A 15,792-nucleotide genomic window follows, 5' to 3' on the forward strand; every position below is an offset into this window, starting at 1 on the left:
TCAGGTAAAGACAACTAGTAATAAATATTTTAAACTAACAATTTAAAAACTATTTCAATTACGTTTAAAAAATAGAGAACCAATGAAAAATCAACCTCTAATACAAACAGAAATGGAAACTGAAATTCAATTTAATCCATTTTCACCTGAAATTGAACGTGTAATTCATACTACAAATTCGCAACAGGAAATATGGACAGATTGTATTTTTGGAGGCAGTGATGCTAACAAAGCTTATAACCTATCTGTCTCAATTAATCTTAAAGGCAACTTAGTAATAGATTTATTTGAGCGGGCAGTAGATACTTTGATAAAACGTCATGAAAGTTTGAGAGCTACATTTAGTCCAGATGCACGATTTATGTGTATTTATAAAAATGTTAATTTCGAAATTTCTCAAAACGACCTTTCAGACTTACCAACGATCGAGAAAGAAAGTACTATAGATCATATTGTTAAAGAAGAGGTAAATACTCTTTTTGATCTTGTAAATGGACCATTGTTTAGAGTTAATTTAATCAAGGTCGAAGATTATGAATATATAGCAACATTAACCATTCATCACATTATAGGCGACGGATTAAGTATCGATGTGATACTTGAAGAACTTGGGGCGCTTTATTCTGCCTACGTTGAAAACAAAGAACCTAAGCTACCAAATCCGGAACGTTTTAGTGAATTTGCCGAAAGAATAAATTCGTTTATGGAAAGTAGTGAGTATAAACCTCAAGAGAATTTTTGGATTAATATTTACAAAGAATCAGTTCCTACAATAGAACTACCAATAGATTTTGAGCGTCCTCCTTTAAGAACTTACAATAGTAATCGTCTTGATTTTCCATTAGATGATGCTATTATAAACGATTTAAAAAACACAGGAATAAGTGCCGGTTGCAGCTTAGTTACTACGCTACTGGCTGCGTTTGAAGTTTTTTTATGCAAAATAACTGGGCAAAATGATTTAGTGGTTGGATTTCCATCATCAGGAAATACATTGTACGACATGAGACAACTAATTGGTGATTGTGCTAACCTACTTCCTTTACGTAGTAAAATTAACCCTGAAATAAGCTTCATAAAATATCTAAAACAAAGAAACTCTCAATTGTTTGATGCATACGAACATCAACAAGTGAGTTTTGGTCATCTTTTAAAAAGTTTTGCCATTGCAAGAGATCCTTCAAGAATTCCTTTAGTTCCGGTTATACTTACTGTCGATTTGAATAGAACGATAGAAGATGACTTTTCATTTACAGGACTTTCTCATAAATTAAAACCAAACCCAAGAGAATACGGAACCTTCGAAATTCAACTTCATATTTTTAGAGCTAAAGAAGGACCATCATTTCAATGGTTATATAATACAACACTATTCAAAGAAGAAACCATTACTAAAATGATGGAAGTATTTGAAGAGGTCATTAAAAAAGTAACATCAGAAGCAAGTAATCCATTATCAGACATTATAGGCGGTAACTATTTAGCTAATTACAATGTTCTAAATAGTACAGAAATGACTTATCCAAATGTATCGTTGAGTGAATTGCTTAGAAAACAAGCAGAGATCACACCCAATAATATCGCTGTAGAATTTCACGATTCTAAGACGACTTATCTTGAATTACAAAAAAAAATAAATGAACTGGCGCATTATTTAAAAGCACAAGGTGTTGAATCTGGTGATTTTATTGCAGTTTCGTTTTCAAGGAGTCCAGATTTAGTTTGTACGCTACTGGCTATTATGCAATGCGGTGCAGCCTATATACCACTAGATCCTGAGTATCCTAAAGATCGTTTAGAGTTTATGCTTAATGATTCTGGTGCAAAAATTTTATTAACCAGTAAAACATTATTTGCATCATTACCATCGTGGCCTCAAACTCTTTTTATAGAAGATGCCGTAGATTCATTAGATCAATACTCTACATTACCTCTTACAGATACCGTAAGTCCAGAAAACATAGCCTATATACTCTACACATCTGGATCAACCGGCAACCCAAAAGGAGTACCAATTACCCATAAAAATCTGGTAAACTTTCTTTATAGTATGGCTGTAGAGCCTGGAATCAATCAAAATGACAGATTGCTTTCGATTACAACAATTTCCTTTGACATTGCTGGTTTAGAATTGTTTTTACCACTTTTAAAAGGAGCAACATTAATAATAGCAGATCACGAAACAGCAAGAGATGGAAGACTTTTACTCGAATTAGTTAAAAATCAAAATATCAATTTTTTACAAGCCACACCTACAACCTGGTCAATGCTATTAGACTCTGGCTGGGCACAGCCCTTACCGCTTAAAGCATTATGTGGCGGCGAAGCAATGCCTCCAGATCTTGCCAAAGAACTTTTGAGTAAATGCGACACACTTTGGAATGTTTATGGCCCAACCGAAACTACGGTTTGGTCATCTTTAAAACAAATTAGAGCCGACGATAAATTAATAACCATTGGTAAACCAATTGCAAATACACAAATCTACATCATCGATGAACAAGGTTTGCTTGTTGCACCAGGAAGCATTGGCGAAATTGTAATTGGTGGCGACGGTGTTGCCAAAGGCTACTGGAACAGACCTGAGCTAACATCTGAAAAATTTATTCCAAACAAATTCTCTGGTATTAATGATGATATCATGTATCGTACCGGCGATTTAGGAAGAATGCTTTCAAACAAAGAAATAGAATGTTTAGGTCGCGTCGATCAACAAGTTAAAATTAGAGGTCACCGTATTGAACCAGGTGAAGTAGAACAAGCTCTTTTGTTACTTGACGGTATAAAATCGGCAGTTGTACTGGCAAACGAAAACTTTCTTGTTGCCCATATAGTTCCCGATTCCAGTTTAGAGAATGCCGAAGATCAAATACCAATTTGGCGCGAAACGCTAACATCAAGATTGCCGGCACAATTAATCCCACATGATTTTAATTTAATAGAGAAAATACCAACAACACTAAATGGTAAGATCGACCGTAAAGCATTATCACAACTTAAGACAAACAAAAAAATTACCTATACTGCACCTCGAACAGAAGAAGAAAATATTGTTGCCACTATTTGGAAAGAAAGTCTTGGTATAGAAGATATTGATATTTTTAGTGATTTCTTCGAAATGGGCGGACATTCCATCACTGGAGTAAAGGTTATGATTGAAATAGAGAAACATACTGGTAAACGTATTCCGTTATCGGCATTGTTCAAATACTCAACCGTAGAGAAATTTGCCAAATTATTAAATACCGGAACCGAGATTTATTCAGATTGTTTAGTTCCAATAAAACCTCGTGGAAACAAAGCACCTCTTTTTTTAATTCACGGAGCAGGACTTAACGTTTTAAACTTTATTAATTTAAGCAAACACTTTCATAGTGACCAACCTATTTATGGTATTCAAGGTACTAAACCAAAAGGTTTTGAAGGTTGGTATGAATCAATCGAAGCTATGGCCGCACATTATGTCGAGGCTATTATAAAAGTAAATCCAAAAGGTCCATATGCTTTGGCAGGTTTTTCTTTTGGAGGTATTGTTGCTTTCGAAATGACACGTCAATTAAAAGAACAAGGAAAAACCGTGAGCCTTACAGCACTACTCGACTCTTATGTTGATTCGTCTTATTATTATGGAAGTTACAGACGTAAACAACTCGTTAGATACCTTGATATTACACATAGAAGATTAGATTTTTTAAAAGAAATGTTATTGAGCTGGAAAGCTTTTAAAATGCGAATTAATGGTAAAAAAGAATACATTCTACAAAGACATTTTGGTAAAAAAGATGTAATGACAGAACAAGAAGAGTTAGCATTTCAACAATTTCTTGAAGCTGACGGTATGGTTAAAAAAATCGTAGACCGCTATCATCTTAAACCTCAAAATTTTGAAGTCGATTTATTTCGTTCTCAAGATGATGATGAATATAAATTAGACCCAACACATTTGGGATGGAAAAAAGCGGCATTAGGTGGAGTCCTAATTCATAATATCTCAGGTAATCATTTAGATATTGTAGCACCACCAAACGACAAAGTATTAGCGCAATTGCTTCAGGACATTTTAGATCAGAAACATGAAAACATCTAAGTCTGTCATTGAATATTCGACCGTAAAGGATATAAAATTAATTCCTTGTAAACTGAACTCTTTAGATATTGATGAAATAATTATTTATACCATTTATCTACCTGATTTCATTGAACTAAAATCAGAATTATCTCAGTTTCTAACCTCAAAAGAACTTAAAAAAGCACAACGCTTTTTTAAAGAATTAGACCGAGACCGATTTATAATATACAGATCGATTTTAAAATTTATTCTGGCAGCACATACCAATCTAAATGTAAAAAATATTTACCTCGATTATCATTTTAATAAAAAGCCATATTTAGCATCGCATCCGTGGTTATTCTTTAATGTTTCACATTCAGAAGACTTTGCGGCTATCGCAGTTTCACGCAAAAACGTTGGATTAGATATTGAATATATGTCTCAAGATTTCAACTTTACAAGTATGCTCCCGGATGTTTTTGATGACAGCCAAATTTTGCAAATTCAAAATGCAGTCGATAAAAAACATGCTTTTTATACTTCCTGGACACGTAAAGAAGCATTTGTAAAAGCGTTAGGAAAAGGTATTGATGAAGATTTTAAATCCATCCCGAGTTTAGACGGACCGCATGATATAGATTTTGACCTTGTACAGAACAGTAAAAACTGGCATGTACATAGTTTTAATTTTGCGGATCATTATTTGGGTGCAGTTGCTTTTGAAAGTTTATCTGAGATATCCAGAAATCTGGTATTTTATATTTTGCCAAATACAATGGAATATCTCTATGAGATTACTCAACAAAAGAAATAATTTTTGATTTCATTAAATCAATGTTCCTTTTATGTTAAAAAATTTGCTTAAACGTTTAACTTGATTATATTTGCTTTTCAGAAATCGATGTAGTGAAGAGAATTTCCATAAAAGATGTGGCATTAAAAGCAGGCGTATCTATCGCCTCAGTATCTTATGTACTTAACAATAAGATTGATAGCCGCATAGGAAAAGACACGATAGAAAAAGTTAAACGTGCCGCAGAAGAATTAAATTATCGCCCGAATAACATAGCAAAAAGCCTTAAAACCCAACGCACAAACATTATTGGGCTTATAGTAGCGGATATTGCAAATCCATACTTTTCTCAAATTGCCCGAATTATAGAAGATGAAGCCAATAAAATTGGGTACACTTTATTGATAGGAAGTTCTGATGAAAATCCGGAAAAATTTGAAGGGCTTATTAATATGTTTTGCGATCGCCAGGCCGACGGATTGATTATTGCCCCTGTTGAAAACACTGAAAAGTATTTACAGAAATTACAAAAGCAAAAAATGCCTTTTGTATTAATCGATAGATACTTACCAAAAATCGAAGCCGATACCATACAAATAAACAATTACGAGATAAGCTATAATGTAACTGAATATCTTTTGAATAATGGTTATAAAAACATATATCTTATAGCCTATAAAACGCAATTACAACATCTTCTGCAAAGAACAGATGGATTTATGGATGTCTTAAAAAAACACCAACTTTCTCAAAACAAGAACAATGTAATTTCGATACATAAAGACCATATAGACCAAGAAATTTCATCCCGTTTTGATCTTTTATTTAAAGAAAACAATTCTAAACCGGATGCTGTTTTTTTTACCAGTAATAAACTTGCCGTTTCCGGAATAAAAAGTCTGATGAAATTAGGAATAAACATTCCTAAAGATCTTGCTGTGGTTGCTTTTGATGAAACCGAAGCTTACGAACTTTTTGCTACGCCAATAACTTTTGTAAAACAGCCTCTTATTGCAATCGGAACCAAAGCTGTAGAAGTACTTTACACTAAAATTAGTAACAATACCTTACCAATTCAAAATATCGTTTTGAAGGCCGCACTACATATTGGTCAATCTTCAGAACCTAAACTTAACTAACTTTTTTTATTTATCAATTTGCTTAAACGTTTAACCTTAAAACAATCATGAAACAAGAAATTAATAATCCCTCTATATTTTGTTATGGAGAAGTACTTTGGGACATCTTTCCTGAAGGAGCGCGTGCTGGCGGAGCACCTTTTAATGTAGCGTACAACCTTATGCGAATGGGTATTGATGCCCATATGATTAGTCGTGTAGGAAACGACAAACTGGGTACAGATCTACTATCACAATTAACTGACTGGAAAATTGAAACCAGCGATAGTCAAGTTGATACCAACTATCCAACAGGAACAGTAATTGCACACATAGACGAGCACAATGAAGCTCATTATGATATTATTCAACCTGTAGCTTGGGATTTTATCGAATTTAGAAATGACTACAGAGAGAAAATAAACAATGCATCTGCCTTTGTTTTTGGAAGCCTTATTACCCGAAATGAAACTTCTAGAAATACACTGTTTGAGCTTTTAGAAATAGCAAAATTCAAAGTTTTTGATGTAAACATACGTCCTCCCTTCTACTCTATTCCAGTAATTAAAGAACTGCTTTATAAAGCTGATCTTGTAAAAATGAATAAAGCGGAACTTAGACTAATAGTAGATTTTTTAAACAAAGAATATAAAGACGAAGAAGATTCAATAAGCTTTATACAAGACACTTTTAATATTCCGGAAATATTAGTGAGTAAAGGAAGCAAGGGCGCTATATATTATAATGGCAATGCGCACTATCAAGCTCCTGCAGTTCCTGTAACTATTCAGGATACCGTTGGTAGTGGAGATGCATTCTTGGCAGGATTTCTTTCTAAAAGAATTCTAAACGCTAGTCCTGACGAAATCATGAATCAAGCAACAGCACTTGGAGCATTTATTACTTCAAAAGAAGGTGCATGTCCTGATTATACCATGAGTGATTTTGAATCTTTCCGTAGCAAGAATGATCCAACTTGGAAAAATATTAAAAATCAATAATGATCTAATATGAAATCTGAGGCTAAATTCACCGAAAAAAAATACATTATTACCTTATTATTTGTAATCTCATTGTTCCTCTTTTGGGCTATTGCAATTACTATGGGCGATGTACTTAACAAACATTTTCAAAATGTATTACATATCAGCAAATCAGAATCTGGTTTAGTTCAATTATCCATTTTTGGCGCATATGCTGTAATGGGTATTCCTGCCGGATTATTCATGAAAAAGTATGGTTACAAAAAAGGAGTTCTACTAGGTTTACTACTTTATGCATTGGGCGCTTTCTTGTTTGTTCCGGCTGCACAAAATGAATCTTTTACTTATTTTAGAATAGCATTGTTTATACTTGCCTCTGGTCTTGCAACACTCGAAACCGTTGCTCATCCTTTTGTTGCCGCTCTTGGCGATGAACGAACAAGCGATCAGAGAATAAATTTCGCGCAATCTTTTAATGGTTTAGGTGCCATTATTGGACCATTGTTAGGAGGATTTTTTATATTGAATACCACAGGAGCTGATGGTCTTGAATCTGTAAAAAATTTATATACCATTATTGGAGTTGTCATACTTATTATTGGAATAGCATTTTGGTTTGTAAAAGTTCCCGCTTTAAAAAATCCGCATGGCGAACAGGAAGAAAATGCAAAAGATGCTGAAGCGCAAGATGTAATTTCAAATGCACCATTATATCGTCAGCGCCATTTTATGTGGGCAGTTGTGGCACAATTTTTTAATATTGGTGCACAAGGCGGAACCTGGGCATACTTTATTAATTACGGAGTCGAAAAAACTGGTCTTGCAGACAATCAGGTCGCTTACTATTTCTCTCTTAGCATGGCAATGATGATGATTGGGCGTTTTATTGGAACCTTTTTAATGCGTTATATAGCTCCCAATAAACTCTTGGCAATTTATTGCATTGCAAACATCGTTTTATGTTTAATCATTTCGCAAAGTTTTGGATTGATTTCCTTTATCGCACTAATTATGCTAAACTTCTTTTTGAGTGTAATGTATCCCACCATTTTTAGTCTCGGATTAAAAAAACTTGGAAACAAAACAGAACAAGCATCTTCTTTCTTAGTAATGGCAATGTTTGGCGGCGCAGTATTTCCTCCAATAATGGGTTTTGTAGCCAATACTGATATTGCTTATGCGTATCTATTGCCAATTGTTTGCTATTTAGTAATCCTGTTGTTTGCTGTTAAATATTACAAACCAAAAATACTTGGATTATCTCAAAATGCAATAAAAGAAACGCTGGTTTATAACAATCATAATGACAAAAATTTGATCTAGTTTTTATCATTACTAAAATAACAATTCAATGAAAATTAAATTTGGAGCTTCATTACTATCTTGGATAACGCCAAACTGGACACCGGAATCCGGTTATTATGCCATTCAAAAAACCGCTCAAACTGGTTTCGACCTCATCGAAATACTTTTGCCAAACAACATGGATTTTGATGCCAAAACGGTAAAAAAACAACTTCAGGAAAATGGACTTGATGTAGCTTGCTCATTAAATTTACCAAAAGAAGCACATATCCCATTTTATCCCAAAGAAGCATTAGCCCTTATTTGCAAAGCTTTAGAAAAAACTGCAGCAGTAGAAAGTGTTTTTTTAGGTGGAGTTCTACATAGCGGAATAGGTGTTTTTACTGGTAATCCCGCAACAACACAAGAAAAAGAAATCGTTACAAATGTATTGGGCGAAGCAGCTATTTATGCCAATAAATTAGGCATTACAATAGGTATTGAACCTATAAACCGCTACGAAAGTTATGTTTGTAATACTGCCGAAAATGTTTTAGAAATAATTCAAAACACAAATGCCGCTAATCTTGCCGTTCATCTGGACACTTTTCATATGAATATAGAAGAAAACAATTTTCACGATCCAATTATAGCCTCAAATAAAAAACTAAAACATCTGCATATTACCGAAAGTCACCGTGGTATGTTAGGAGAAGGAACCGTGAATTGGGACGAACTTTTTAAAGCCTTAAACCAAATAGATTATGAAGGAAATCTTGTTTTGGAGAATTTTTCATCGTCTATAGTCGGAATGCAGCAAGCAGTTTCTTTATGGCAAAAATCACCACATGATGCAGAAGAGTTAGCCATTGGAAGTCTCAATTTTATGAAACAAAAAATAGCTGAATATTAAATTACACAAGGTTTTCTTTCCCGAAAAAAATTGTTTCAGTATAAAATAAAATTCAAAAAACATCATTTTTCTGCATATGACATTTTTTTAGGAGGTCAGGTATCAAGCACAAAAACTATTACGTTTGAAAAATATAACATTGTTATCATTTTAAGATAAAATACTAATTATACTCATATTTAAAGCTAATTTCAGTAAATTAAATTACGTATTTTAGCAAAACAGCACTTGTAAACACACTCTAACTACAGTTGTCTGTTTGAAGAAATTGTATCAATTTATAAATTAGAATATTATGGAATTAGATCTTATTATTGGAATTATTGGCGCCATTTTGTCATCGGTATCTTTCTTGCCACAAGTGGTTCAAATCTGGAAAACCAAATCAGCAAAAGATCTTTCTATGGCTACAATTGTTTTGCTTGCCAGTAATGGTACTTCGTGGCTTGTTTATGGTTTATTAAAAGATGCTATACCTTTGGTAATCACAAATGCGATTGTATTATTTATGTTGCTTCTGATCATTTTTCTAAAAATAAAATATAGAAAAAATGTACCGGCATAAAAACAAATTTAATCTTCTAGCTATTAAAATATGTAATTAAAAATACCCTTTAACCAAAATGCCTAAAGGGTATTTTTTATAAACTCAAATATTGAATTAAGCAATACAATAATAGAACTTGCCAATTCTTAAACAAACTCAATAATCAATTTCCTATTTATGATGGGAGACTTAAATTTTTCCCTGGTTCTCCACCTTCCACATTGCGCTCAGGCCAAACCAAGTCCAATCGTGAACGACTAATAAACCATTGATCTCCAATTTTCTTATATTCATCAGAATACAAACCCAATAATAACAAAGTACTTGCGTTTTTTGGTCGCTCTGTAACCAAATCAATTAAGTAACATCTTCCTTGAGCAGTATCAGAGTTAATCATTTCAATCCAATGATTGGTAATCGCATGCAAAAAAGGGTAAGACCCATGATTTTCTGTATCATAATCCTTAAAAGCCTTAACAAGTCCTTTACGTATTTCTTCCCTTCCTCTCCACGGATCTCTATCTGTTTGACAAATTGCGTCCTCGGTGAACAGAGAAATTAAACCGTCTATATTATTACTATCCAGATAATGCGTGTAACGTATTCTTAAATTCTTAATAGCTTCTAAATTAAGAAGCTTAGTTATTTCTGTTGTTTCCATATACTCTGCTATTTTAATTTTTAATGTAAATGATTAAAATTGATAACTTATCTTATTTAAATACCTCCGATAGTAACTCAATCGTCTTCATCCTATTTTCTTTACCAAAAATCTGAGGTAATAACATCACCTCGTTTGTGCGGTATGCATCAGCAAGTTTCTCTATCTTTTTCTTTGCAGTCTCAGGGCTACCTACAATAATTCTATTCCTGTTGTGCTTGATAATTTCTTTTTCCATTGCTGTATAATGGTAGTTTTTAATACTGTTATAATTCATATAATAAGGAGTTTCTCGTCCTGATTCTATCATTAACAACCAGTGATCAAATCCTTTAGCAAGTAGTTCAGCAGCTTCATCGGTTTCGGCAACAGCTACAAAAACAGCTACCATGTTTTGAGGCTTAGTAGTTATTAAAGAAGGAGAAAAATTTGACAAATAATCTTCAGTAGCTCGCAATCCAGTTCCACCGGGATTAATAAAATGTGCAAATATGTAAGATGTGCCTTCTTGAGCAGCAAGTAATCCTCCACTTGCGCCAGCTCCCAATGACCATAATTGCGGTAACGTATCTACAATTGGCGTTGGAATTAGATCTGGAAAAGACAAATTAAATTCGTTATCACTTCCAAAATAAGCTTTTAAGTCTCTAATCTGTTGATCGTATGCAAGAACACGGGTCTTGCCAATATTCAATGCATTATGAGTAAGCTTGTCGCCGCCGGGTGCTCTTCCAATACCAAGATCAATCCTGCCCGGATACAAAGCCTCCATAAGTTTAATTCCCTCAGCAACTTTGTATGCACTATAATGTTGAAGCATTACGCCTCCGGATCCAATGCGTATATTTTTAGTATTAGCAGCAAGATGCATCATTAACATTTCCGGGGTACTTCCTGCAAGAGTCTGCATTCCATGATGTTCCGATACCCAAAAACGTTTAAAGCCTAATTCTTCTGCACGTTTTGCTAAATTTGTGGTTGCGATTAATGCCTCTCTTGCATTGCTATTTTCATCAATAGGCGAATAATCTAATATGCTTAAATTAATCATAATAACTAAATTTTTAACTGTGCAAATTTAGTCCCTTAAAAAAGCATCCACAATAACGGCATAACTATTCAGATACGGCAAACTTTTGCCCTACAATAATACTATTGGCTAGCCTCTTCTTTTTTTAATTCCAGAAGTTTATTAAAACGTTCACGATACTTATTTCCCCATTCTTCCATAGCAAGAGTTATAGGCAACAAGCAAGTGCCAAATTCCGTCAATGTGTATTCTACCTTTGGTGGCAAAACTGGGTATATTTTTTTTTCAATAATGCCATGCTCCTGTAATTCATTTAATTGTATATTAATCGCACGCCTAGATGCTAAAGGCATAGCGCGCTGTAAATCACTTGGTCTAATAATACCTTCATGTATCAGATTGATTATAGTAGGCTTCCATTTTCCTCCTATAATTTCGGTTGTAATTTCTAAACCACAGCAATAGTGTCTTTCTATTTTTCTTTCGTACATAAATCAATATTTATTTTGCTTCCTATTTGCTTACTTCTATTTAAAACCAACGACATTCATCAGCATAAATGCTAACCATCGTTTTGATGCTTATGAACAAAATATTAATTATAATAGGAAGATAGATTTGCAAATGTAATTATTACCTACTAGAATAACCTAAAACAAGAAATATAAGCAAAATATGTAGCGCAAAATTATGCCCTATTGGCATCTTTTTGCCGGTATTGTAGTAACAAAATAGTCATTTTACCTTTGCCCTCAAATTAAAAACATTCAAATGAAATTACTCGAAAAATATGAATCTGAAGCCTTAAATTTAAAAAACCGCGTTGTCATGGCTCCAATGACAAGATGCAGAGCTGACAATGATGTGAATGTCGCAACTGACCTAATTGCCGAATATTATGCGCAACGTGCTTCTGGCGGTTTATTAATATCTGAAGGTACTTTTGTTAGCGAAATGGCTCCTGGTTATATTAATGTTCCATGTATATATACTGATGAACAAGTAGAAGGTTGGAAAAAAGTAACAAAGGCAGTACATGACAAAGGTGGAAAGATTTTTGCTCAACTCTGGCATGTAGGTCGTCTTGCTCATCCAGATTTATTAAATGGTAAATTAGCTCTTGGACCATCTGCAATTAATGGTCATTTTACATCTTATACTAAAGATGGTTTTAAAGAAACTGTTACGCCAAGAGAAATGACTTTAATAGACATTAAGCAAACAATTCTAGATTTCCAAAAAGCCTCAATCAATGCCATAGATGCGGGATTTGACGGGGTAGAAATTCATGCTGCCAATGGTTATTTGTTTCATCAGTTTTTTGCAAAATGTGCTAATATCCGTACTGATGAATACGGTGGTACAATTGAAAACAGATTAAGATTTCTTTTTGAAGTATTAGATGCAATTTCAAGTAAAATTGGAAATAACAAAGTTGCGGTACGTATTTCGCCTTCTTTAGATCAAACTTTTGGAATTGTGCTTGACGATGAATCACAAGCACTTTTTGATGTTCTAACAAGTAAATTAAACAATTATGATCTAGCCTACCTTCATATTTCCGGATTTACAATGGCTTCGGTAGCAGATCCTTTAAAACTAGTGCTCGAAACTGCCAAACATTTTCGCTCGATTTACAAAGGCACTTTAATGATTAATAAAGGTTTTAACGCAGAAACTGCAAACAGTGCGCTAGAAGATGATGTTGCAGATTTAATTTCCTTTGGAGAATACTATATTGGTAATCCAGATTTGGTTGAACGTTTTGCTTTAAATGCTCCGTTGAACCATAATGACAGAGCAACCTATTATAGCGGAGGCTCAAGTGGATATACTGATTACCCAACGTATCAAACTGCATAGTACAATTATTCAGATCTATCAACTTATCATGATAAGCTTTCCTGAAAACAAATTAGATTTTATTGTATTTAAAACTTCAATCTATTTTACTAAAATTACACACATTACTAAAATAAAAAACCCATTCGTTTCAACACGAATGGGTTTTAATTTTATATAAAATGAGTTATTAATCTAAAATAAAACTCACACTTACATTTGCTGTAATTTCAATTTCTCCAATTGCCAAAGTTTCATTTTCCGCACCTGCATTGCTATCCATTGCCATTGACTTCATAGCTGCATACACTGGTCTTGGGTGATATACCTGAGAGTTATCAGAAATAGTTATTGCTTTACCTACTTTTTGCCCTAAAACAGAAACATAATCTTCAGCTTTTGCTTTAGCATCTTTAATAGCTAATTTACGAGCTTCGGTTTGGTATTGAGCTAATTTAGACGATTCGAAAGAAACATTATCCAAACGGTTAATTCCTTGTGCAACCAATCCTTCCATCAATTCATCATATTTAGATAAATCTTTTAAAACAATTTCAACAGTTTGAGTCGCATTATAACTTGTTTTCTTTTTCTCATAGTCGTATTGCGGATTCAAAGAAACTTGTTTGGTTTTGTAATCAGCAGCAGGAATATTCATCTTTTTGATAAACTTTAAAACGGCATCGATTTTCTCGTCGTTTTGCTTTTTGATATCTTTAGCATTATTCCCTTTCGTTTCGACTGTAGCCGAAATACAAACTTGATCTGGTGCTACTTTTATCTTTCCTTCACCATTTACATTGATTTGAGGAATTTGTTTTACTTCTTGGCCGTAGGACATTGTCATAAACATGATTGTTAAAAAAAATAGTACTTTCTTCATTTTTGTTATATTTAAGTTATTTGATAAAGGCATTTCAAAAGTTGTGCCAGTCTTATAACTTACCCAATTTTGCCATTATAAAAAGTATCAAAATTGGAATTGCCAATAAAATTACCATCAAAGTATGATCTACAATCAAAGACGGTTCTTTTACCAAAGTAATCAAATAACCGCCCATTGCACCACCAAAATGCGCTGTATGTCCAATATTATCATTTTTGGCACGCATACCATAAATAGAATACAATAAATATAAAATTCCAAAAAGATATGCCGGCATTGGAATTACAAAAAAGATTCCCAACATCATATCCGGCTGTAGCAATATAGCAGAGTACAAAACACCTGTTACTGCTCCCGATGCTCCAACAGCTCGATAACTATAATCATTTTTATGAAATAACATCGTTAGCAAACTTCCAAAAATTAGACTTCCAAAATAGACCAAAACAAAAGAAATCGTTCCTAACCATTGTATCACTACCGGTGCAAAAAACCAAAGTGTTAACATATTAAAGATTAAATGCATCATATCAACATGCAAAAATCCAGAAGAGATCATTCTTATTTGTTCTCCGGAACGAATACTTCCAACGTGGAATTCGTATTTTCTAAAAAAAGAAAGATCATTAAAACCTTTGTAACTTATTAAAACATTGGCAACTATAATCCCAACTAGAATGGTATTAACGGAATTCATAAAAAATATTTAATGTGAATTGTAAATATAGTCATTCTTAAACATATGTTAGCGTCAATCCAAAATATCGTCAGTTATTCATTTTTACTTTATATTTGTAAAAAAAAATAAATGCAGTTTCTTGTTTATATATTAGCCTACCCCATTCTTTGGCTTATTTCTATACTTCCTTTTCGATTATTCTATTGGTTCTCTGATTTTGTATATGTTATTATTTACAGAATTGTTGGCTATCGCCGAAGAGTAGTTCGTGAAAACTTAGCCTTAACTCTACCACACTTAAGTGATGCTGAACGAAAAGTCATTGAAAAGAAATTCTATAAACACATGTGTGATATGTTTCTGGAAATGATTAAAACAATGAGCATTTCTAGTGAGGAAATGGAAAAAAGATTTAAAATTACCAATCTTGATCTTGTAAACGAATATGCAAAAAAAGGTAAAAGCGTAATCCTTGTCGCTTCGCATTACGCTAGTTATGAATGGCTTTTGACCATGAATCCTAAAATTGATTTTAAAGGAATTGCTGTTTATAAAAAAGTAGCCAATCCTTACTTTGATAAATTAGTTCAAAGAATTCGTTCTAAATATGATACGGAGGTAGTTGAAACAAGAAAAGCAATTCCAACAATGGCTCAAAACCAACGTGACGGAATTTTAAGCATGTACGGACTAGCAAGCGATCAATCGCCAAAACTTGATAGAATTTTTCATTCAATGAAATTTATGGGAATTGAAGTTCCCGTGCATACTGGGGCCGAAATGTTGGCTAAAAAATACGATCTAAGTGTTGTATTTGTAAAAGTAAATAAAGTCGCCAGAGGTTATTATGAAGCAACATTTGTACCCATTGCAGATAACCCGCACGATTATGAAAATTTTGATATTACTGAGAAATATTTAAGAGAAGTAGAAAAACAAATCTATGAAGCTCCTGAGTATTATTTATGGACACATAAAAGATGGAAACATCGTGTTGAATAATAT

Annotated in this window: 14 protein-coding genes; 9 read left to right on the forward strand and 5 right to left on the reverse strand. The window is 33.4% G+C overall.

All coding sequences use genetic code 11. The features are described from left to right. Nucleotides 1–82 precede the first annotated feature (82 nt). The 7 genes from IW18_RS18345 (at nt 83) to IW18_RS18375 (ending at nt 9,707) form a co-directional block, all read left to right on the forward strand. On the forward strand, nt 83–4,087 hold the full coding sequence (locus IW18_RS18345; protein ID WP_052480225.1) for a non-ribosomal peptide synthetase: 4,005 nt from the start codon (nt 83–85) through the stop codon (nt 4,085–4,087). Beyond that, nucleotides 4,074–4,865, forward strand: a complete 792-nt coding sequence (locus tag IW18_RS18350; protein WP_041519538.1) for a 4'-phosphopantetheinyl transferase family protein — start codon at nt 4,074–4,076, stop codon at nt 4,863–4,865. The genes IW18_RS18345 and IW18_RS18350 overlap by 14 nt, the downstream gene beginning before the upstream one ends. A gap of 92 nt (nt 4,866–4,957) precedes the next feature. After that, nucleotides 4,958–5,983, forward strand: a complete 1,026-nt coding sequence (locus IW18_RS18355) for a LacI family DNA-binding transcriptional regulator (RefSeq protein WP_041519540.1) — start codon at nt 4,958–4,960, stop codon at nt 5,981–5,983. A gap of 47 nt (nt 5,984–6,030) precedes the next feature. Next, nucleotides 6,031–6,963 (forward strand): carbohydrate kinase family protein, encoded by a 933-nt coding sequence (locus IW18_RS18360; protein ID WP_041519543.1) that lies wholly within the window; start codon nt 6,031–6,033, stop codon nt 6,961–6,963. 9 nt (nt 6,964–6,972) lie between these two features. Beyond that, nucleotides 6,973–8,268 (forward strand): sugar MFS transporter, encoded by a 1,296-nt coding sequence (locus IW18_RS18365; protein WP_041519544.1) that lies wholly within the window; start codon nt 6,973–6,975, stop codon nt 8,266–8,268. A gap of 28 nt (nt 8,269–8,296) precedes the next feature. Further along, the gene (locus IW18_RS18370) at nt 8,297–9,142 is read left to right on the forward strand and encodes a sugar phosphate isomerase/epimerase family protein (protein ID WP_041519546.1); all 846 of its coding nucleotides are present in this window, start codon (nt 8,297–8,299) and stop codon (nt 9,140–9,142) included. Nucleotides 9,143–9,437: 295 nt separating this feature from the next. Further along, nucleotides 9,438–9,707: a SemiSWEET family sugar transporter gene (locus IW18_RS18375; RefSeq protein WP_041519548.1), complete on the forward strand. Its 270-nt coding sequence runs from the start codon at nt 9,438–9,440 to the stop codon at nt 9,705–9,707. A gap of 157 nt (nt 9,708–9,864) precedes the next feature. Here IW18_RS18375 and IW18_RS18380 read toward each other — a convergent pair whose 3' ends face one another. The 3 genes from IW18_RS18380 to IW18_RS18390 all read right to left on the reverse strand — a co-directional run bounded on the left by IW18_RS18380 (nt 9,865) and on the right by IW18_RS18390 (nt 11,871). Continuing rightward, nucleotides 9,865–10,350: a nuclear transport factor 2 family protein gene (locus IW18_RS18380; protein ID WP_041519549.1), complete on the reverse strand. Its 486-nt coding sequence runs from the start codon at nt 10,348–10,350 to the stop codon at nt 9,865–9,867. Between the two features lie 52 nt (nt 10,351–10,402). Beyond that, on the reverse strand, nt 10,403–11,401 hold the full coding sequence (locus tag IW18_RS18385; RefSeq protein ID WP_041519552.1) for an LLM class flavin-dependent oxidoreductase: 999 nt from the start codon (nt 11,399–11,401) through the stop codon (nt 10,403–10,405). Nucleotides 11,402–11,502: 101 nt separating this feature from the next. Beyond that, nucleotides 11,503–11,871 carry a winged helix-turn-helix transcriptional regulator gene (locus IW18_RS18390; protein WP_041519553.1) on the reverse strand — a complete coding sequence of 123 codons (369 nt, stop codon included), beginning with the start codon at nt 11,869–11,871 and terminating at the stop codon, nt 11,503–11,505. A 280-nt stretch (nt 11,872–12,151) separates the two neighbouring features. Between IW18_RS18390 and IW18_RS18395 the strand changes: the two genes are divergently transcribed. Then, complete coding sequence (locus tag IW18_RS18395) at nt 12,152–13,243, forward strand: alkene reductase (RefSeq protein ID WP_041519555.1); 1,092 nt, start codon at nt 12,152–12,154, stop codon at nt 13,241–13,243. 169 nt (nt 13,244–13,412) lie between these two features. On the opposite strand, the gene IW18_RS18400 is transcribed toward IW18_RS18395, so the two are convergent. Beyond that, entirely contained in the window at nt 13,413–14,105 is a 693-nt protein-coding gene (locus IW18_RS18400; protein ID WP_041519590.1) for an SIMPL domain-containing protein, read from the reverse strand. 52 nt (nt 14,106–14,157) lie between these two features. Next, nucleotides 14,158–14,805, reverse strand: coding sequence for a rhomboid family intramembrane serine protease (locus IW18_RS18405; protein ID WP_041519556.1), 648 nt, complete (start codon nt 14,803–14,805; stop codon nt 14,158–14,160). A gap of 111 nt (nt 14,806–14,916) precedes the next feature. Between IW18_RS18405 and IW18_RS18410 the strand changes: the two genes are divergently transcribed. Next, on the forward strand, nt 14,917–15,789 hold the full coding sequence (locus tag IW18_RS18410; RefSeq protein ID WP_041519558.1) for a lysophospholipid acyltransferase family protein: 873 nt from the start codon (nt 14,917–14,919) through the stop codon (nt 15,787–15,789). Nucleotides 15,790–15,792: the final 3 nt, after the last annotated feature.

The organism is Flavobacterium hibernum (assembly GCF_000832125.1).
Classification (GTDB): Bacteria; Bacteroidota; Bacteroidia; order Flavobacteriales; family Flavobacteriaceae; genus Flavobacterium; species Flavobacterium hibernum.